The sequence below is a fragment of the Paenibacillus sp. CR_12 genome (assembly GCF_041953985.1).
Lineage (GTDB): Bacteria > Bacillota > Bacilli > Paenibacillales > Paenibacillaceae > Paenibacillus_AQ > Paenibacillus_AQ lautus_A.
In genome coordinates this window covers 415,121-435,985 of sequence record NZ_JAVFHO010000008.1, presented here as the reverse complement: position 1 = coordinate 435,985, position 20,865 = coordinate 415,121, and the positions used below count along the sequence as shown (strand labels likewise).

General features: G+C 52.3%; 14 protein-coding genes and 2 tRNA genes. 14 read left to right on the top strand and 2 right to left on the bottom strand.

What is annotated here, in order from left to right:
* Window positions 1-838 precede the first annotated feature (838 nt).
* The 12 genes from leuB to RB297_RS25715 all read left to right on the top strand — a co-directional run bounded on the left by leuB (window position 839) and on the right by RB297_RS25715 (window position 16,502).
* Window positions 839-1,915 carry a 3-isopropylmalate dehydrogenase gene (leuB, locus tag RB297_RS25770; RefSeq protein ID WP_015737148.1) on the top strand — a complete coding sequence of 359 codons (1,077 nt, stop codon included), beginning with the start codon at window positions 839-841 and terminating at the stop codon, window positions 1,913-1,915.
* Window positions 1,916-2,088: 173 nt separating this feature from the next.
* Window positions 2,089-2,628 carry a peroxiredoxin gene (locus RB297_RS25765; protein WP_009593058.1) on the top strand — a complete coding sequence of 180 codons (540 nt, stop codon included), beginning with the start codon at window positions 2,089-2,091 and terminating at the stop codon, window positions 2,626-2,628.
* 276 nt (window positions 2,629-2,904) lie between these two features.
* A complete protein-coding gene (locus RB297_RS25760; protein WP_015737147.1) occupies window positions 2,905-3,312 on the top strand; it encodes a hypothetical protein in 408 nt (135 codons plus the stop codon).
* 326 nt (window positions 3,313-3,638) lie between these two features.
* Window positions 3,639-4,763 (top strand): ATP-binding protein, encoded by a 1,125-nt coding sequence (locus RB297_RS25755; protein ID WP_192570746.1) that lies wholly within the window; start codon window positions 3,639-3,641, stop codon window positions 4,761-4,763.
* Between the two features lie 78 nt (window positions 4,764-4,841).
* Window positions 4,842-6,359, top strand: a complete 1,518-nt coding sequence (locus RB297_RS25750; protein ID WP_375121760.1) for a leucyl aminopeptidase — start codon at window positions 4,842-4,844, stop codon at window positions 6,357-6,359.
* A gap of 78 nt (window positions 6,360-6,437) precedes the next feature.
* Window positions 6,438-7,403 carry an aldolase catalytic domain-containing protein gene (locus RB297_RS25745; protein WP_009593056.1) on the top strand — a complete coding sequence of 322 codons (966 nt, stop codon included), beginning with the start codon at window positions 6,438-6,440 and terminating at the stop codon, window positions 7,401-7,403.
* Between the two features lie 181 nt (window positions 7,404-7,584).
* Window positions 7,585-7,658: transfer RNA gene (locus tag RB297_RS25740), tRNA-Pro, on the top strand.
* Window positions 7,659-7,736: 78 nt separating this feature from the next.
* A tRNA-Gly gene (locus RB297_RS25735) sits at window positions 7,737-7,807 on the top strand.
* Between the two features lie 604 nt (window positions 7,808-8,411).
* A complete protein-coding gene (gene abc-f / locus RB297_RS25730; RefSeq protein WP_036659989.1) occupies window positions 8,412-10,280 on the top strand; it encodes a ribosomal protection-like ABC-F family protein in 1,869 nt (622 codons plus the stop codon).
* 450 nt (window positions 10,281-10,730) lie between these two features.
* Window positions 10,731-11,765: a phenylalanine--tRNA ligase subunit alpha gene (pheS, locus tag RB297_RS25725; RefSeq protein ID WP_375121759.1), complete on the top strand. Its 1,035-nt coding sequence runs from the start codon at window positions 10,731-10,733 to the stop codon at window positions 11,763-11,765.
* Window positions 11,766-11,794: 29 nt separating this feature from the next.
* Complete coding sequence (gene pheT, locus RB297_RS25720) at window positions 11,795-14,245, top strand: phenylalanine--tRNA ligase subunit beta (protein ID WP_375121758.1); 2,451 nt, start codon at window positions 11,795-11,797, stop codon at window positions 14,243-14,245.
* Window positions 14,246-14,504: 259 nt separating this feature from the next.
* Window positions 14,505-16,502 carry a hypothetical protein gene (locus RB297_RS25715; RefSeq protein ID WP_375121757.1) on the top strand — a complete coding sequence of 666 codons (1,998 nt, stop codon included), beginning with the start codon at window positions 14,505-14,507 and terminating at the stop codon, window positions 16,500-16,502.
* Window positions 16,503-16,595: 93 nt separating this feature from the next.
* Here RB297_RS25715 and RB297_RS25710 read toward each other — a convergent pair whose 3' ends face one another.
* Together RB297_RS25710 and RB297_RS25705 are read right to left on the bottom strand one after the other, a co-directional pair.
* Window positions 16,596-16,982: a cupredoxin domain-containing protein gene (locus tag RB297_RS25710; RefSeq protein WP_009593061.1), complete on the bottom strand. Its 387-nt coding sequence runs from the start codon at window positions 16,980-16,982 to the stop codon at window positions 16,596-16,598.
* A gap of 320 nt (window positions 16,983-17,302) precedes the next feature.
* The gene (locus RB297_RS25705; protein WP_015737141.1) at window positions 17,303-17,662 is read right to left on the bottom strand and encodes a phage holin family protein; all 360 of its coding nucleotides are present in this window, start codon (window positions 17,660-17,662) and stop codon (window positions 17,303-17,305) included.
* A gap of 156 nt (window positions 17,663-17,818) precedes the next feature.
* Here RB297_RS25705 and RB297_RS25700 point away from each other — a divergent pair, with 156 nt between their 5' ends.
* Window positions 17,819-20,188 (top strand): endonuclease MutS2, encoded by a 2,370-nt coding sequence (locus RB297_RS25700; protein WP_015737140.1) that lies wholly within the window; start codon window positions 17,819-17,821, stop codon window positions 20,186-20,188.
* Between the two features lie 110 nt (window positions 20,189-20,298).
* Window positions 20,299-20,718 (top strand): DUF350 domain-containing protein, encoded by a 420-nt coding sequence (locus RB297_RS25695; protein WP_009590305.1) that lies wholly within the window; start codon window positions 20,299-20,301, stop codon window positions 20,716-20,718.
* The last annotated feature ends 147 nt before the right edge of the window (window positions 20,719-20,865 follow it).

Here is a 20,865-nt window from a genome sequence, read left to right as displayed (position 1 = left end):
ATGTACTAACGGTAGAGTCAACAATAACATGCAGACTAGTTTATAAACATAACAAAGAAACTGAAGTAGTAAGAAGAAGAAAAAAGGAGTAGCGTAAAAAAAAGCTGAAAGCGAAAGAAATAAAAAAAAAGGAAAAGCAGGAAGAACAAGAAAGACGCAAAAGAAAAAGCAGAAGAAGAAGCAGAAGCAGAAGCAAGAAGCCGAAGCAAGAAGCCGAAGCAGAAGCAGGAAGCGGAAGTAAGAAGCCGAAGCAGATGCAGGAAGCGGAAGCCGAAGCAAGAAGCAAAAAGCGCAAGACCAGGAACAACCAAGAATCTCTTCAAGTCGTTACATTCAAGTGTTACCTACAAAAGCAAGAGCCGCCCTATTTTTATGCATAGGGCGGCTCTTCATCTCCCATCACCCTTGTGGTCAGGGAGATGTGCTCTCCTCCGGTGACCTGGCAATTCATTAGCATCGAAGCAGCGGAGAGGACGAATCGATTCCGGAAAAGCGGAGCGGTCGCCTTTGGAGCCGAATTTCATCCCCTGACATACAATCCAGAAATTCGGCGACAACAGCGATTGGAGGAACGATACGTACTCGGAGCTTCCCGCATTAACTCTTCGAAGCCCTCGCATAAACTGCTCTCGCATGAACTGCTCTCGCGAAATTAGCTCTTCGAGCTTCTGCACAACTTCTTTGACGCCGTCTCCCTGATCACATTCCCCCTACTTATAGGCAAAACGAATTAAGTTCATAGTTTCTATATCTTGGTCAATCGAGGGGGAAGTATGTTACAACAGTAACTAGATGATTAAATACGACCAGTGTATATATAAATAAGGAGTGACGAAGGATGGCAGAAACGAAAAAAATCGCGGTAATCGCGGGAGACGGCATCGGTCCTGAGGTAGTGGCGGAAGCGGAGAAAATCATTAAACGTACCGAAGAGGTATTCGGACTTTCATTCACGACGGAACATGCGTTGTTTGGCGGCATTGCGATCGACGAGAAAGGAACGCCGCTCCCGGAAGAAACGCTGAGCGTATGCAAAAGCGCCGATGCGGTATTGCTTGGTGCGGTAGGCGGACCGAAATGGGACAACAACGCGAAGGAGCTTCGCCCGGAAACCGGATTGCTCGGCATCCGCAAAGAGCTTGGCCTGTTCTCGAACCTGCGTCCGGCCGTCATTTTTGACTGCTTGAAGGATGCATCCACACTGAAGCCCGAGGTTCTGGAAGGAACCGACTTGATGGTTGTTCGTGAACTGACGGGAGGCATATACTTCGGCGAGAAGTTCAGACGCGAAGGTGCAGGCGGAGAAGAAGCGGTAGATACCTGCGTATACAATACCGCCGAGGTAGAGCGCATCGTGCATCAAGCCTTCGAGATTGCACAGAAGCGCCGGAAGAAGCTGGCTTCCGTCGATAAAGCGAACGTGCTGGAAACGTCCCGCTTGTGGCGCGAAACCGTAAACCGCATCGCCCCTGAATACCCGGACGTCGAGCTGGAGCACGTGCTGGTAGACAACTGCGCGATGCAGCTTCTGCGCCGCCCGTCCAGCTTTGATGTCATCGTAACCGAGAATATGTTCGGTGACATTCTGAGCGACGAAGCAGCCATGCTGACAGGATCCATCGGCATGCTGGCATCCGCATCCATGGGCGAAGGAGCTTTCGGTCTGTACGAGCCGGTACACGGTTCGGCTCCGGACATTGCCGGCCAAGGCTTGGCGAACCCGATCGCAACGATTCTTTCCGTAGCGCTTATGTATCGCCTCACGTTCGGATACGAGGATGCGGCTGACGCCATTGAACGCGCAGTTGCCGAGGTGCTTGATGCCGGACACCGGACGGCAGACATTGCCGTTGATAAGAGCAAGGCGCTCAGCACCACGGAGATGGGCGATTTGATTGCCGCGGCTATCCGTTAATAGAAGAAGCGTACGTTCAAGAAAACTTCTTATTTATAATAATTATAATAAAGTAACGTCTACAATCTTGACTTTGATTAGCCTCGATGATAACATTTCTATTAAATGTTCATAGAACATACCATGTAGAAAATACACGTATTTTCTTACATATGTTAAGGAGGAATTCAATCATGGCAGAACGTTTGGTTGGTAAAGCGGCTCCTGATTTCACAATGGAAACTGTATCAGGTGACGGTAAAGATTTTGGCAAAGTCAGCCTGTCCGACTACCGCGGCAAATGGCTCGTATTCTTCTTCTATCCGCTGGATTTCACTTTTGTATGCCCAACTGAAATCACGGCTCTCAGCGATGCTTACGATCAATTCAAAGCATTGGATACGGAAATCCTGGGTGTGAGCGTTGACTCGATTCACAGCCACAAAGCTTGGATCAACACAGCTAAAGAAGCTAACGGTCTGGGAGCATTGAACTTCCCGCTGGCTTCCGACATCACCAAGAACGTAGCTAGAGACTACGGCGTTCTGATCGAAGAAGAAGGCGTTGCTCTGCGCGGCCTGTACATCATCGATCCAGAAGGCGAATTGAAATATCAAGTTGTTAACCATAACGACGTTGGCCGCAGCGTAGAAGAAACGCTTCGCGTTCTTCAAGCACTGCAATCCGGCGGATTGTGCGCAATGAACTGGAAGCCAGGCGATAGCAACCTGTAATTCCATTTCATGAATAGCAACCCTCATTACCTGACGTTACGTCCAGGTAATGGGGGTTTTTTCACTCTTGATTTTATTGGATGAAATAGGGGAAGACTTTTGTTTAGGAAACCGCGCTTGCGTTAATATATAATTAAATAAATAGGTTGGCCGGCTTATGATTAGGAAATCATGCCAAAATTTTAAATCAAGGTTTTTTTCATGAAGGAATTAGCCTGCCTGAAAGCGAATACAATATTGAAACGATTGAAAATCCACACAAGGAGGGTGAACGATATGAGTTTTTGCTGTGGGGCTAGTATGATGGGTACAAAGGGTACACTGAAGCATTATCGCACTCAAGTACATAATGTTCCCCTACTGTCTTGTCCGGTCTGCCATCGCGTCGAGGTTCATCATCGGGTTGAGAATGAGTATGAGATATTGGCTGAATATGCCCATGGTGACGGTGCATCCCAGGTGGATTTTCAGGATTACGTGATGGAAGATGAGGATGCCATTTTTGAGAATGTGGTCAATCGGGAGTCGGAGGATCCGCTCACGGTTGTTCAGAGTCAGATTGATATGTCGCTGGATCTCCTGGTGGTTGCCAAATGGATGGAGGACGAGAAGTGGCAGGGCGAACTGAAAAGACGGCTTGCCGTGATGAGCCAGCGCAGGCTCCGACTCCAGAAGCAGCCTTAATTAGGGATTAATAAAGCCTCGTGAATGTCCGGGGCTTTTTTAATGTTTCAAATCAAACAGGTTTGGGTAATCATTTGCATTAGCTGTGCAATGACGGGTGTCATATCAATTGCATAAACCCCAATACATAAGTAATGACAATGGTATTTTTATGCAATTATCCATTTTTCGACAGGATTTCTGATTGACGTTTCTTTGTTTCGATGACTATCATGGAAGGAAGCAGATTCGGGCTGCTTCTGATTCAGAGGCGGACAAGCTCATTTTTTTCGCATGTTTTTTGTCGGTTTGGTGAGTTCAACTTTTCAAGAAAAGGGGGAGCCATCTTGTTGAGTCAAATCCGTGAATCTGAGCTGCAGGCAATTCGTTCATTTCATTCCAGTCAGCTTATTAGAAACAAGTATGAGAACATACTGGAGAATCTCGACAGCGGGATTATCCTCTTTGATAGTGATGGAGTGTTGGCATTTGTTAACGTGCAGATGGCAAAACTGTTAGGCGTATCCCGTAAATCGCTGACAGGCTGTACGCTGACCCAGCTATTGCGTCATCCCCAGCTCTCCAGATTCAAGAAGAAAAAAATACTTCGCATTTTTCGGGAAACGGTATTCCATCGCCGAAGATTCCATGAATTGGTTGATGAATTCGGCAGATCGTGGCTGATCACGATGACGTATGGGGACCAAATGGAAGGCGACTTCCTGATCAGCGTGAAGGATGTATCGGATTTCAAACGAATTGAGCAAACCGCTTATCAGAACGATAAACTGGCCATGCTGGGAAAAATCTCGGCTTCCATTGCCCATGAAATCCGAAACCCGCTGACATCCATTCGAGGCTTTATCCAGCTGCTGCGTCCGCATCTCGTAAGTTTGGGAAAGGACGAGTATGCCAGAATCATACTAACGGAGATCGATCGCGCAAACGATATTATATACGAATTTCTCAATTCCTCCAAACCCTCGGCTCCAGAGACCAAGATTGTATCCGTATCCTCATTATTGAAGGAAGTTGTTCTATTAACAGAGAGCGAAGCCTTGATGAAGGGATGCCAGATCAATCTGCATACCGATAAGACCCCACCTGCGTTTATTTCCGTTGATGTCAAGCAGATCAAACAGGTGATTCTGAATATTATTAAAAATGCCCTCGACGCCATAAATGAGCATCATGACGAGAACATTACCGGGATGATTGATATTTCAGCCCGTGACACGGGGAAACATATTAACATTTGCATTTCGGATAACGGGGGCGGCATGGATCAGAATACGCTCAACCACCTCTTTAATCCCTTTTTTACGACGAAAGAGAGCGGGACGGGACTTGGTTTGTCCGTGAGCTACAGCATCATCCGAAACCATGGCGGCACCATTGCCGTGGATAGCCAGATTGGGGCCGGGACCGAGTTTGTGATCACGTTTCCCAAGCTGGACGTGTCGGAAGTCTAAGAGGATATGCAACCGATTTGAATACAAGAGCAGCTGTTCCAATGGAATGGCTTTTTCTTTTTTAGGAGGAGAAGAGACATGAAATGGACATTTGAAAGCAATTTAACAGCCGGGCAAGTACAAGCGGATGCCATCATCGTTCCCGTTACTAAAAAACAAGCGAAGGAGGGCGGCATTTCCGCGGCCTGGGACCCGTTATTAAAGCAGTTAGCGGAGAACCGGCTGTTCGACGGCACCGCCAACCGGTCATTCGTATGGCCGGAGAGCATTTCGAGCGGATCGCGCCTGTTAATGTGGGTAGGCCGTCCCGAAGGTATCCTGACATCCGAGCAGCTGCGTTTGGTTGCAGCTCAAGCGGCGAAGGCGGCCGTAAAATCGGGAATACGCAGCGCGGCCATTCAAATTCCGCATACGATGGTCAGCTTCACCGCCGAACAGACGCCCCGCGACGCGGCTCAGGCTTTAACCGAAGGTTTTATCCTGGGAAGCTACCGGAAACCGCATTATAAACGAGATGCTACCGAACATACGGATTTAGAAGAAATCCTCTATTATATAGAAGGAAATGCGGAAGCGGAATTTGAAGCCGCGTGGAAGGAAGGCATGTCGCTGGGCCAAGCGATTGGAGAAGCAACCTGCCTGGCACGAGATTTGACGAACCTTCCCGGCAATAAACTGTTACCGGAAGACTTGGCCCAGAAGGCGCTTCAGCTGGCGAAGCGGTACGGCTTCGAAGCACAGGTCCTGGATGAGGAAGCCATGGTCGAGAAAGGAATGGGCGGTCTCTTGGCCGTAGGGAAAGGCAGCATACATCCGCCGCGCATGATTACGATCCGTTATCAGGGACGGGAGACATGGGACGATGTGATCGGCCTGGTCGGCAAGGGAATCACGTTTGATACCGGCGGCGTTTCGCTGAAGAGGGCAGCCGGGATGGAGGATATGATCAGCGATATGGGCGGGGCGGCTACAGTGCTGGGCGTTATGGAGGCTCTCGGGCGTATTCGCCCCAAGGTGAATGTCGTGATGGTGATCCCGTCTGCGGAGAACGTGATGAGCGGCGGCGCCTTTAAACCAGGCGATATCGTGACGACGATGAGCGGCCGTACCGTCGAAGTGCTGAACACGGATGCCGAGGGCCGCATCGTGCTCGCGGATGGATTAACCCATGCCAAACAGCTCGGCGCTTCGCGCCTGATTGATGTGGCCACGTTGACCGGGGCCGTCGTTTCGGCGCTTGGGGATATCGCCACCGGGGCCGTAACCAATGACGAAACCTTTTTGCAGGAGCTTATCGCTTCTTCCCGTAGGGCCGGCGAAAAAATATGGCCGCTCCCATCCTATCCGGAGTTTTGGGATAAATTGAAGAGCGAGGTGGCGGATTTGCGAAATCAAACCGGGCGAGAAGGCGGGACGATCACGGGCGGTCTTTTTGTGGGCACGTTTGCTGACGGGCTGCCTTGGGTTCATTTCGACATTGCAGGTACGGCTTACTTGTCCAAGGAGCGGGGCGTGGATCCCAGAGGGGCAACCGGCGTGCTCGTCCGAACCATCAGCGACTGGATACTCCGAGAGGCCGAGGCCGTCAAGGATTGATGCACATGTTATGCTTTACTTTTCAACCGGCATTCAAGTATGATGAAGAGAAAATTGCCGAGAGGAGTTTAGCTTAGAATGATTAAGAGTAGTCAGACAAAGATTGTAGACTGTACCATTCGCGATGGCGGACTGGTGAACAACTGGGATTTTAGCGTAGAATTCGTGCAAAATTTATATGCAGGCCTGAATGAGGCTGGCGTGGACTATATGGAAATCGGTTATAAAAATTCGCCTAAGCTGCTAAAAGGCGCTGATCAAGCCGGCCCTTGGCGTTTTTTGGATGATGAATTCCTTCGAGAAGTTATTCCCCATAAAGGTAAAACCAAACTGTCCGCACTGGTCGATATCGGCCGGGTGGATGAGGATGATATTTTGCCGCGCGAGGAGAGCCTGCTGGATCTCATCCGCGTTGCATGTTACATCAAAGACGTGGATAAGGCGCTTGCGCTGGTTCAGACCTTCCATGATCGCGGTTACGAGACGACGCTGAACATTATGGCCCTCTCCAACGTGATGGAGAATGAGCTGCTGGAAGCCTTTGAGATGATCAGGGAGAGCGTCGTGGACGTGGTGTACATCGTCGATTCTTACGGAAGCCTGGATCATAAAGACATGGAATACCTGGTAAATAAGTTCAAGACGCATCTGCCGAACAAACGTCTTGGCGTTCATACCCATAACAATATGCAGCTGGCGTTCTCCAACACGCTGGTAGCCGCCGACCTCGGCGTTGAGCTTCTGGATGCGTCCGTGTACGGCATGGGCCGCGCGGCCGGCAACTGTCCGACCGAGCTTTTGGTTACCCACTTGAAAGGCACGAAGTACGAGCTGCGCCCGGTACTGGACATTATTGAGCGCTTCATGATCCCTCTTCGCGAAAAAGAGGAGTGGGGTTACATCATGCCCTACATGATTACAGGCACCCTGGACGAACATCCGCGCTCCGCAATGGCACTTCGCGCTTCGGACGATAAAGACAAAATAGTGGATTTTTACGATAAATTGACGACGCCGGAAGTGACGTTCGACAAAAAGAAGTAAGGATGGCTAGGGCGTCCTTGCATCTTATATCAGTGTATGAAAGAGCAGCATCTTTCCCCATTCGGAAGGGTGCTGCTTGCTTTCTAGTGCCTATGATACATTTTCCATAAAATACATGTTGAAATTGCGTGTCACGCATGGTATATTTATTTTTGTCTTCAAAAGACAATATGTTGATTATCGGGACGTAGCTCAGCTTGGTAGAGCACCTGGTTTGGGACCAGGGGGTCGCATGTTCAAATCGTGTCGTCCCGATTCGCTTATGATTTAGGACCTCGCAAATAGTAATCGGCATATGCTCCAAAGCATAGCGTCACTTTTGTAGGTGGATATGCGGGTGTAGTTCAATGGTAGAACTCCAGCCTTCCAAGCTGGTAGCGTGGGTTCGATTCCCATCACCCGCTTATAGTTAGACGAAAACCCTTGGTGCCAAGGGTTTTTTTGTTGCTTCATTGCATAACTGGCTGCAGAAGCTGCTTGTTATCTTAGACGGGGCAAAGTAGTAAATCCTGGAGATATCAAGGATCTCTGGCTGTTATAGGATGCAGGCTCCGCAGATAGTCCTTTTACATTTTAGAAATATCTGTTATAATGGCCATAATTTCATTCCAAGAATGCGAGGTAACCTAGTCCAATGAAGTAAGACACCCTTTTCTCTAAAACAACTGCATGTAGTTTTGCAGGCGTTTCTCTACGGCGGTAGAGGGAGAGATTTGGCGTGTCTGAACAATGTGACTGGGGTGCCTCTTTTTGTTATGTCTGAAACGGTACTCTGAACCAATACCAATCACATATACGGAACGGATTGCTGCTTTTGTTGACGGGCGAAGGTAAGGACCTTTCATCTCAATACCCGTCAGGGCTGGCCTGGAATGAACAGCCGAAGAATTGAGCAGTGGCGCGCATTCGTCCCGTTATTCAGATCCAAGCGAATCCTCTCTCATAACAACCGCCGCAGGCCATCGCCTGCGGTTTTTGATGTTTTTCACAGAGAGAGGATGAGGCGATATGACAATGATTCTAAAAGCGAAGGATATAAGCATGGAACTTCAAGGAAAGCCGCTGTTTGAAGGCATTCAGCTGGAAGTGGCCGAAGGAGAGCGAATCGCGCTGTATGGGCGTAACGGTACCGGCAAAACAACGCTCCTCTCCATCCTGGCCGGTGAGCTTGAGCCGACCTCCGGCGTTGTGGAGGCGATCCTTCCAAGAGAGCGCTGGGGTTGGTTGAGACAGCAGGATGAACCGGAGGAAGGCGATATGAGTGCGATCGATACGGTGCGCAGCCGCAGTCATCCAACGTTATGGGAGCTGAAGCTTCGGCTTGCGGGAGTCGAGCAGCGAATGAACGGCGGCAGCGCTGCGGAAATGGAGCAGCTGCTTGAGTTATATGGCAATCTGCTGGAGCGTTATGAATCCCGGAACGGTTTCCAGTGGGAGACCGAGGTGGAGAAAGCGATGACGATGCTGGGCATCGGGCCGGAGGTGTGGCCGGTGTCCTATCGCGAGCTGAGCGGAGGCCAGAAGACGAAGGTGATGCTGTCTGCGCTCCTGGTGTCGGCCCCGAAATTTCTGCTGCTTGACGAGCCGACGAACCATCTGGACAGTGAAAGCCTGGTCTGGCTGGAGCAGTGGCTGGTGTCGACCTATAAAGGAACGGTGCTGTTTGTATCCCATGATCGGGAATTCATTGATCGGGTGGCGACCGCCGTCTGTGAGCTGACGTCGGAGGAACTCCGGCGTTACCGGGGAGGATACACGGATTACCGGCGCGAAAAGGAACGCGAGCTGCGCGAGCAGGAGACGCTTTATCGCAAGCAGGAGCTGGCCCGCAAGGCGCTTGAGGAGTCGATCCGAAGATACGAGGAATGGTTCCATAAAGCGCATAACGCGGCCGGGGACGTGAATGAAGTCAAGATCACCGCCAGTTTCTACAAGGCCAAAGCGAAGAAGAACATCTCCAGATACCATGCCAAGGAAAAAGCGCTGGAACGGCTGGAAGCCGAGCGGGTGGATAAGCCGCGCAGCGGGCCCAAGCTGAACATGGAGCTGGAAGGGGAAGCATTCGGCGGCCGAACCCTGGTCCAAGTGAAGGACATCTGTTTTGGATACGGAGATCAACAGCTTTTTAATAAGCTCACCTTCTATTTGAACCGCGGCGACCGGCTGGCCGTAAGAGGCCCCAACGGAAGCGGAAAAACGACGCTGCTCAAGCTGCTGCTGGGGGAGATCGATCCGCAGGAGGGCCGGATTACCCGGAATCCTTCCGTCAAGATCGGCTATTTTTCGCAGGAGCTTGAGGGGCTTGAACCTGAAACCACGCTGCTGGACAGCCTTCTTGTCATTCCCGGCATGACGGAGAGCCGTGCGCGTACCCTGCTGGGCTCGTTTCTCTTCAGGAGAGACGACGTGTTTAAGAAGATGGGACAGCTCAGCATGGGGGAGAAGTGCAGAACGGCTTTTCTCAAGCTGTATTTCAGCGGGGCGCATCTCCTTGTACTGGATGAACCCTCGAATTACCTGGACGTGGATACCCGAGAGGTGATTGAACAGGTGCTCGTCAGCTTTCCGGGCGCAATCGCGCTTGTATCGCATGACCGGTATCTGGTGCGCAAAATCGCGAACCGGCTGCTTACGCTGAAGCCCGGGGAAGCTCCCGCATGGTTCGAGGGAAGCGTTGGCGAGGAGGAGGAACAGGCTGCGCGAACCGGGGTGATCAAGGGAGATACCGAGAAGGACAATCGCCGAATGGCGCTTGAGTACCGGATTCAGGAATTGCTGGGGTTATCCGCTGATGGACTTGAGGCCGGGGACGAGGCGAGCTGGCTTGCCGAAATTAGGGAGCTGCGGGCCGAGCTTGCCGGGCTTTTGTCGGATTGAGCCCAAGGATCCCGATTAAAATCGGTCCGATGAGGTTAAAATGGGGAAATGAAACTTGCCATATGCCGAAAGGTTGCATATAATAAACCCTATATATTTGCATAAGTTCTAAATGCATGGATGGAGAAAAGTAGCCAGTGCCTCTTTACAGGGAAGGGATGCCGTGGATTGAGAGTGTCCCTCAAAGAATCAGGCTGGTGAAGTTCGCTCCGGAGCAGTTCCCTGAACACGGCAGCCCGCCGGTTGAGTAGGGGATAACGGGTCCGATTCGTTACGTCGGTCAAGTGAGCATGATGAGGCATACTCGTGCCCAAGGCTTTTACCGTCTTGGTTAGGGTATGATGCATGTTAACAAGGGTGGTACCACGGTCTCTTCGTCCCTTTTCGGGAGGAGAGGCCTTTTTGTTTTCAGAACAATGATGGAGTTTACAAAGGGGTGTGCGAATAGCCATGAAGGAAAAATTGGAAGCTTTAAAGCAGGGAGCATTGGCGCAATTGCAGGATGTTACCGATCCGCAGCAGCTGAATGATTTGCGGGTAAAATACCTTGGCAAAAAAGGGGCCCTGACGGAAATCCTGCGCGGCATGGGAGCACTCAGCGCAGAGGAGCGTCCCGTGATCGGCCAGGTGGCCAATGACGTTCGCGGCGCGATCGAGGAAGTCATTTCCGGCAAGCAGGAAGCGTTCCTGCAGCAGGAAACCGAAGAGCGTCTGCGCGCAGAGAAAGTGGACGTGACCCTTCCGGGTCGCAAGCTCAGCCAAGGTGCGGTGCATCCGCTCAGCAAGGTGATCCAGGATATCGAGGATATTTTCATCGGGATGGGATACCGCGTAGCGGAAGGACCCGAGGTGGAGACGGACTATTTCAATTTCGAGGCGCTCAATCTGCCGAAGAACCACCCGGCACGCGACATGCAGGATTCCTTCTATTTGACGGAAGATCTGCTGATGCGGACCCAGACTTCCCCGGTGCAAGCCCGGACGATGCTGTCGATGCAAGGAAAAGCTCCGGTCAAAATCATCTGTCCCGGACGCGTATTCCGCCGGGACGACGACGACGCGACCCATTCGTTCCAGTTCCATCAAATCGAGGGCCTCGTGATCGGCGAGAACATTCGCATGAGCGATTTGAAAGGGACGCTGCTGCAATTCGTTCAGGAAATGTTCGGCGATAACACGCAGATCCGTCTGCGTCCAAGCTTCTTCCCATTCACGGAGCCCAGCGCGGAAGTGGACGTATCCTGCGTCAAATGCGGCGGCAGCGGCTGCCGCGTATGCAAGCAAACGGGCTGGCTAGAGATTTTAGGCTGCGGCATGGTTCATCCGAAGGTGCTCGAAATGGGCGGCTATGACCCTGAGAAGTACAGCGGATTTGCTTTCGGTATGGGGGTTGAGCGGATTGCCATGCTGAAATACGGCGTGGATGACATCCGCCACTTCTTCAACAACGATACGGCATTCTTGAATCAGTTCACGCGGATCTAATTTTAACGATAAAGGGAAGTGAATAGACAATGAGAGTTTCAACCGATTGGTTGTCCGATTATATTTCGCTCGAAGGCGTAACCTCAGAGGATTTGGCTAGCCGCATTACATCGGCCGGCATTGAAATCGATGTGATCGAGAAACGGAATCAAGGCATTAACAACGTGGTCGTAGGCTACGTCAAGAGCAAGGAGAAGCATCCCGATGCCGATAAGCTGAACGTGTGCGTCGTCGATGCGGGCCAGGAAGAAGATCTCCAGATCGTATGCGGAGCAAAAAACGTGGATGCTGGCCAGAAGGTGCCGGTAGCGCTTGTGGGCGCGAAGCTGCCGGGCGGGCTGGATATCAAGAAAGCCAAGCTGCGCGGCGTGCTGTCCCAAGGCATGATTTGCTCAGCCAAGGAACTGGGCATGAATGACAAACTGCTGCCCAAAGAGCTGCAGGAGGGGATTTTGGTGCTCCCGGCTGACACGGAGATCGGGAAACCGATTGTGGATGTGCTGGGCCTGAACGATGAAATTCTGGAGCTGGACCTGACGCCGAACCGTTCCGACTGCCTCAGCATGCTGGGCACGGCTTACGAAGTGAGCGCCATCCTCGGCCGCGAGCTGAGCCTGCCGAACCCGGAGAAGGAAATGCTGGAGGTTCATGATGCAGCAGCCGATCATATCTCGGTTACGATCGGCGCGGATGAGCAGTGCAGCCATTATGCTGCACGCTATATCACGGGGGTAACGATCGCTCCTTCCCCGCTGTGGATGCAGAACCGGTTGATGGCAGCCGGCGTGCGTCCGATCAATAACATTGTGGATATTACCAATTATGTGATGCTGGAATACGGCCAGCCGCTGCATGCTTTTGATGCGGATCAGCTGAAAGACGGGGCGGTTCACGTACGCTTGGCTGAGGCCGGCGAGACGATGGTGACGCTGGATGGCGCGGAGCGGCGTCTGGAGCCGCACATGCTGGTAATTACGGCAGGCGGCAAGCCGGTGGCCTTGGCTGGCGTTATGGGAGGTCTGGACTCCGAAGTAACGGACGGAACGGTGAATATTTTCCTGGAGTCGGCTAAATTCGATGGCGGCACCGTCCGCAAAACCTCCCGTCAGCTGGGACTTCGCTCAGAGGCAAGCTCCCGCTTCGAGAAGGAAGTGGATCCGGCCGCAGTGATCCCTGCTTTGAACCGAGCGGCTGCACTGATGGCGAAATATGCCGGCGGGTCCGTGCATCAAGGAATCGTCGAAGCAGGAAGTGCGCAAACCGAGCCGTCCGTGATTACGTTGTCGCTGGAGAAGCTCAATCGTTATCTGGGCACGGAGCTGTCTTTGCTAGAGGTCAAAACGATCTTCTCCCGACTGCATTTCCCTAGCGGGGATGCGGGCCAGGGATTGGTGGATATCCAAGTGCCTTCCCGCCGCGGCGATATTACGCTCGATGTAGACCTGATCGAAGAGGTTGCCCGCCTGTATGGCTATGACAACATTCCGACCACGGCGATTGAAGGACCGACGACGCCGGGATCGTTGACGGAAGCGCAGGCCATCCGCCGCTCGCTTCGCCGTCTGCTGACGCACAGCGGATTCCAGGAGGTTCTGGGTTACTCCTTCATTCATCCGCAGCAAGCGGAAGTGTTCACTTCCCTATCGGAAGGCGGGAAGGCGGTTAAGCTGGCGATGCCGATGAGCGAGGACCGCAGCGTGCTGCGTACCAGCTTGCTGCCGCAGCTGCTGGATATCGCGGTGTATAACCATAACCGCAAGCAGCCGGATCTGGCCCTGTTTGAAATAGGGAACCTGTTCCACACGCAGGAGGAGACGTTGACAAAGCAGCCGCAGGAGCGTCCGGTTCTCGGTCTGCTGCTGTCAGGACGCAAAGGCAGCAAGCAGTGGAACGTCCAGCCGGCCAAAGTGGATTTCTTCGATTTGAAAGGTGCGCTTGAAACGGTGCTCGATTATCTCGGCGTTCGCGCTGACGACATTTCTTACGAAGCGAACGGGCCGGCAGGCTTCCATCCGGGACGTTCCGCTTCCGTTTACGTAGGTCAGGGCGAGAACAAACATCTGCTCGGCGTGCTAGGACAAATTCATCCAAAGACGCAGCAGGAGCTGGATTTGGAAGATACCTATGCCGCCGAGATCCTGCTTGAGCCGCTCTATGATCTGACCAATGCCCGCGTCGCTTACCGCGATCTGCCTAGATTCCCGGGCATGGAGCGCGATCTTGCCATCGTGGTGAATGAGGAAGTAGAAGCCGGTTCCCTGATGCAAGTCATCAGAGAGAACGCCGGAGAGCTTCTGCAGCAGATCCAGGTGTTTGACGTCTTCACGGGCAGCAAGCTGGGAGAAGGCAAGAAGAGTGTTGCGATCTCCTTGACGTACCGCCATCAGGAGCGGACGCTGACCGATGAAGAGGTTGCCGGGGTTACGGAAAAAGCAGTCGCCGCCCTTCAGCAAACTTTTGGCGCAGAATTAAGAAAATAGCAGGAATTGTGAACGTCCGCATCGAATCCATTACATCAGAGATTCGATGCGGGCTTTTTTGCTCTAAATTGAACTGGGATTTGCATCGGAAGGCCCGCAGGGTTCATAATTATAAGCACAAAACTGTGTTATCATATACCACACTTCGGTCTGTACTCTAGAGGTTCGTCTGTAGATGTTATCTCATATATAATGGATGCAGAGGATAGACCATTTCAGACATCATAGAATTTACACATAATAGAAGGAGGGCACAATTTTGACTACATCTGACCGTAAAAGCGTTACCGTAGACATCTACGGAACTTCCTATAAACTCGTTGGAAACAGCAGTGATTATACCAGACAGGTAGCCAATTACGTGGATGATCGCATGCGTACCATCTCCAAGGCGCACTCCCGATTGGATACCCCGCGCATTGCCGTCCTTGCCGCGGTACATATGGCTGAAGAAGCTTTGCAGAAGCTGGAGTATCAGAACGAGGCCAAGCAGATGACGGCCGAGCGGAATGAGCTGAGAACGGAACTGGCCAAGGTGCAGGGACTTCAAATCGAGCAGCAGGAGAGACATCGTCAGCAGCTGGAGCAGCTGGAACGCAAGCTGGCGGAGCAGACAACGCTGGCTGAAGAATACAGGAAATCCAAGGAGAACCTGACGGCGGAGTCGGAGCGTACGAAGGAGCTGCTCCAGAAGGAATCGGACCGCGTGGCGGAACTTCTGAAGGAGAAGCAGCAGCTTGAGGTGCGTCTTAAGGAGCAGCGCGAGAAGCTGGAGAGCGGCCACAAGCAGGCGATGGAAGATATGAAACGCCGTTATGAAGGGCAGATTTCACAGTCGGCGCTCACGCATAAGCAGGCCGTCGAGAAGCTGGAACAGAGCTTGCGGACTTCAGCGAAGCAGGCTGAAGAGAAGCTGGCGGAGCAGTTGAAGAAACAGGAGAGCACTTATAAACAAGAGGCGCTTCTGAAAGAACAGCAGCACTCGAAGACCGTGCAGGATCTGAAGCAGCAGAATTCGAAGACGGTGCAGGATCTGGAGCAGAAGTACACGAAGACGGTGCAGGATCTGAAGCTGGAGCACTCGAAAACCTTGCAGGATTTGGAGCAGCAGAACTCGAAGACCGTGCAGGATCTGGAGAAACAGCTCGCCGAGCAGCGCAATCGCGGCGGCCAGCTGCACTCGCGGTTAACGACCGCGGAGAAGGAACTGAACACGGTAAAAGCGGAATCGGACAAGCTGAAGGAAGAGCTCCATTCGTCCAAGCAGCAAGCTGAAGCTTCCTCGCAGGAATTGCGTTCCTTCCGTACGAAGGCGGAAGGGCTGGCGAAGGAACTCGAGGCCCTGAAGCAGGAATCCGGCAAGTCGGAGGAAGAGCGTAGACGTCTGCAGAAGCTTGTGGTGGATGCGAATCAGACCTCCCGCAAGCAGCAGGAAGAGCTGCAGCGTCTAAGCAGCGAGCTGCAATCCTGGCGGACGCTGGCGGATCAGCGCAAGGAGGAGACCGGCGAGCTCGAGATGAGAATCGTCGAGCTGATGGAATTGAACGAAAGCCTGGAAGAGGGAATGAAGGGGCTTCAGGATGAAATCCATGTGATGAAAGACGAAGCGGACCGGATCCTTTCCGAGCGGCGAAGCGCCCAGGAGGAATTGAAGGAGCTCCAGCTCCGCAACGAAGAGCTGGAGAAACTCACCCAGGACGCGGGAATCCGCGAGGAAGAGACCGGCAAACTCTACGCCATGCTGGAAGAAGAATACGATACGGTGTCGAATCAGCTCGATGAGCTTCGCAAGAAGGCGACCGCCAGCGAAGAGCGTGCAAGCGAACTTGCCGAGCAGCTGAGGGAGTCCGAAGAGCGCGCCGTTCATTGGCAGGACCAATACCAGCAATGGATGGCGGAACGGGAACAGCTGGCTGCAGACAGCGAGAAGCTCGCCGCAGAGCGCGATGAGTGGAAACGAACCAAGCTTGCGCTGGAAGAAGAGCTTCAGTCCTGGCAGCAGGAGATTGCTTCCGCGCGTCAGGTCTGCGACCGTCTGGAAGGCGAGAAAAGCCAAGCGGCACAGCAGTATTCCGAGCTTGGCGAACAGTACGAGCTGGTTATGCACCAGTATCGGCTGCTGCAGGCAGAACAGGAATTGAAGGCGGAGCAAGCCGCGCAGCTTGAAGAAGAACACCGCAAGCTGAAGGAAGAGTATGCGAAGCTCCAAGTTGAATATAATGAATGGATCGAGTTGATTGAGCAGGATCAGCGTTAGGCCATGACGAAGATGTGAACCTGAAAAAACCTCCGGATCAGAGAGAGGAAACTCTGGCGATCCGGAGGTTTTCATTTTGCATAGCAAGCCCTGCTATTCTTCGACGATCAGTTTGGATATCATTTTGCTGTGACCGGCTCCGCACATAATGGAACACGAAACCTCGAATTCTCCTGCCTTGTCAGGCGTAACGACGGTTGAGTTGTTCTTTCGGTCCAGCTGCAGGCCAAGCGCAGGAATCATAACGCCGTGGTTGCCGTCTTCGTTCTCGTAAGTAATCTTGACGGGCACCCCTTTTTTGAGGTGATATTCGGCTTGGTCAAATTGGAAGTTGGAGCCTTTAATCACGAGTTCTGCTTCCGGTGCCACGCCGGTATCCGTGATCCCCGAATTGCCCTCGGACTCTTGTTGGTTTCCGCCGCAGGCCGCCAATACAAAAAGGAGCATACATGAAACAAGTAGTGCTATGCCTTTTTTCACTATAATCTCTCCTGACTATGAAATAATTGTGAAAATTAATTTCCAATCTTTATGATAGCTCAGAACGGGAGTCGACGCACATGCCTGTTATGAAAAATTGGTGAACGTGAAGCGTTTGCAACGAATTTTATGGATTTACGTTATAATGTAGGGGAAACATAGTCAAAGAGGACGGGAACTTGCTCGAACACGGACAACCCCCTGTCATATAGCAACAGGGGGCAGTTGTGGGGAATGCATCGATGGATTTAACCGCGAACCGGGATGGTTCAGGAAGAGCTCCGTCAGGATCCTTTGACAGAAGCGGGCGGCCTTCTATCTTATTCTTTGCGGTTTTTGCCTGCTTCAAACGGGGTGGAGATCGGAATGAACAGATCGATGATCCCGATGACCAGTGCAGCAAGCAGAGCACCCAGAATGGAGACGCTAACGCCTCCGACGATGAACTGGGCCAGGTAAATGACAAGCGCGCTCACAATGAAGCCCACGATGCCGCGTCCAAACGGCGTGACTTTTTTGCCGAAGATGCCCTCGATAGCCCAGCCAAACAGGGCGATGACGAGTGCAAGCAGCAGGGCGCTTCCGAATCCGCCGACGGAGAATTGAGGGACGATCCATCCGACGACCATAAGGACGAGAGCCGCTACGATAAATCGAACGACATGCCCGAGAAATTGCATGGTACCTGCCTCCTTAGAATAAGACTGGAATGTTACGCAGAATTTATTTTGTTCAATCGGACGTTAGGTTATGTGTGGAAGGATTTTGGATTCCATGGCGATTTCGCATGGCGTTCGATATAATATAGGCATTGATTGAGAGGAGTTGTGAACTTCTTGAACGACAAGATTTTGCACACTTTAGAATACCGGAAAATTTTAAATACATTGACGCAATATACCCAAACCTCCATGGGAAGTTTGAGGGCTGAAAGGTTAATGCCAGAGACCGACCTCGAAGCCGTGAAGGATCTGCTCGCGGCCACCGACCAGGCTTACACCGTAGACAGGCTTAAGGGCAACCCGTCCTTCCGCGGCATTACCGACATCAACGATGCTTTGAAGCGGGCTCGAATCGGAGGCACGCTGAATCCGCATGAATTGCTTGCCACGTCGAACACGATTCACGGGTCGCGACGAATCAAACGGTTTATCGCTGCGATTCATGAGGATGAGAAGATTGATATTCTCTTTAATTTAAGCGATCTTATTTCGGAGCAGAAGCCGCTGGAGGATGCCATTCGGCTCTGCATCGATGAAACGGCCGAGGTGCTGGACTCCGCAAGCGCGGAGCTGTCGCAAATTCGGAGGGAGCTGCGAGGCGGAGAGGTACGCATCCGCGAGAAGCTGGAATCCATGATCCGTTCGCAATCGGTGGCGAAGATGCTGCAGGACCAGCTGATTACGATTCGCGGCGACCGATTCGTCATTCCCGTCAAAGCGGAGTATCGCTCCCACTTTGGCGGTATCGTACACGACCAGTCCGGCTCGGGCGCGACACTGTTCATCGAACCGGAGTCCATCGTGGCGATGAACAACAAGCTGCGCGAGACCCGGATGCGGGAAGAACGGGAGATTGAAGTGATTCTGCAGAAGCTGACCGCCCAGGTCGGCGAACAGGCTGAACTGCTGTCCATCGACGTCGATCTGATCGGGCAGCTCGATTTTATTTTTGCCAAAGCCCGTTTAGCTCATGTGATGAAGGCTTCGCTCCCGCGGATGAACGACAGAGGATATATTAAGCTGCGCAGAGGCAGACATCCGCTCATACCGACGGACCAGGTCGTGCCGCTGGACGTGGAATTGGGCAATTCCTATACCTCCATCATCGTCACGGGCCCGAATACCGGCGGTAAGACGGTTACGCTCAAAACGATCGGTTTATTAAACCTGATGGCGATGTCCGGACTGTTTATTCCGGCCGAAGAAGGCAGCCAGATGTGCGTGTTCGATGCGATCTACGCGGATATTGGCGATGAGCAAAGCATTGAGCAGAGCCTGAGTACCTTCTCCAGCCATATGACCAACATCATTCGCATTTTAAGCCAGATGACGCCGAAGAGCCTGGTCCTGCTCGATGAAGTGGGGGCGGGGACCGACCCGGCGGAAGGTTCGGCTCTGGCGATTTCCATTCTGGAGCATATCCACCGCATGGGCTGCCGCATGATCGCGACGACGCACTATTCCGAATTGAAGGCGTACGCCTATGAACGCAAAGGCGTGATCAATGCCAGCATGGAGTTCGATATCAATACCCTAAGTCCGACTTATCGGCTGCTGGTGGGCGTTCCTGGACGAAGTAACGCGTTTGCTATTGCAGAACGTCTGGGATTGCCGGGATCCATTCTGGAATTCGCCCGCGGGGAAGTGAAGGAAGAGGATCAGCGGGTGGAGCATATGATTGCGTCCCTCGAGGAGAACCGGCATACCGCTGAAGTGGAGCGTGAGAAGGCGGAACAGGTCCGGAAGGAAATGGAGGAACTGCGTCAACGTCACCAGCAGGAGCTTCAGAAGCTCGAGGAGCAGAAAGACAAACTCGTTGATAAGGCTAGGGCGGAAGCAAGACAGATCGTGGACAAGGCGCGGAGCGAAGCCGAGGAGATCATTGCGGACCTGCGCAAGATTGCCCAGGAGGAAGGGGCTTCCGTTAAGGAGCACAAGCTGATCGCGGCCAGAAAGCGCCTGGATGACGCCGAGCCGCAGCAGGGCAAGAAAACGGGCGGCCAGCGTTCTGCGAAGCAGCAGCGCAGCATCGAGCCCGGGGATGAGGTTCGGGTATACAGCCTGAATCAGAAGGGGCATGTCGTGGAGATGTCCGGCTCGAAGGAAGCCGTCGTTCAGCTTGGCATTATGAAGATGAAGGTCGCGCTGGACGATTTGGAGCTGCTGTCGAATCCGGCCGCCAATGCCAAGCAGGCACCGAAACAGCATGCCACCGTCCTGAAGCGGACCCGCGATGCCAACATCCGGAATGAGCTGGATTTAAGGGGAGCGAACCTGGAAGAAGCGTTGATCGAGGTGGACCGGTTCATTGATGAGGCGTTTTTGGGGAATCTGGGACAGATCTACATCATTCACGGCAAGGGAACCGGCATTTTGCGAACCGGCATTCAGGATTATTTGCGCAAGCACAAACATGTCAAGAGCCATCGTTTAGGCAATTACGGCGAAGGCGGCAATGGCGTTACGATTGCCGAGTTGAAATAAGAAATCAGGAACCGTTTTCTCCTTCAATCGTATAACATATCATCAATAGGGTTCAGAACGACGGGATGCGAAAGGTGCCGCATCCCGTTTATCAGGGAGGAAATAAGGGAATGACGGAAGCGATTGATCATTTGCTGACCCATCCGCTTGGGGTGCTCGTCGGCTATTTCTCGGTTGCGATACTTGCACTTATTGTTTACTTGTATTGCTTTGAATTGGTTACCAAGTACAATTGCTGGGATGAAATACGCAAAGGAAATGTTGCCGCGGCCATGGCGACCGGCGGCAAGGTCTTTGGCATTTGTAACGTGATGCGGTATAGCATCACGGCGAATACGTCCATTTACGGCATGATTAAATGGTCGTTCTTCGGGTTTATACTGCTTTTATTGGCTTATTGGCTGCTTGAATTCTTGACGCCTGTGTTTTCGGTCGATGAAGAGATTGGCAAGGATAATCGGGCAGTGGGCCTGATCGTGCTTCTTATCACCGTATCTTTGTCTTACATTATTGGAGCGAGCATTACTTAAGGGCTTCGGGAGGAAAAGAACGATGAAATATTTACCGCGGATATTGTTTGCGGCAGCCATGATTTTTTTCGTGGCGGGTATTGTATACTTAATGTCTCAATAAAAATAACGTAAACAGGGCCATTCATGGCCGTTTGAATAAAGAAA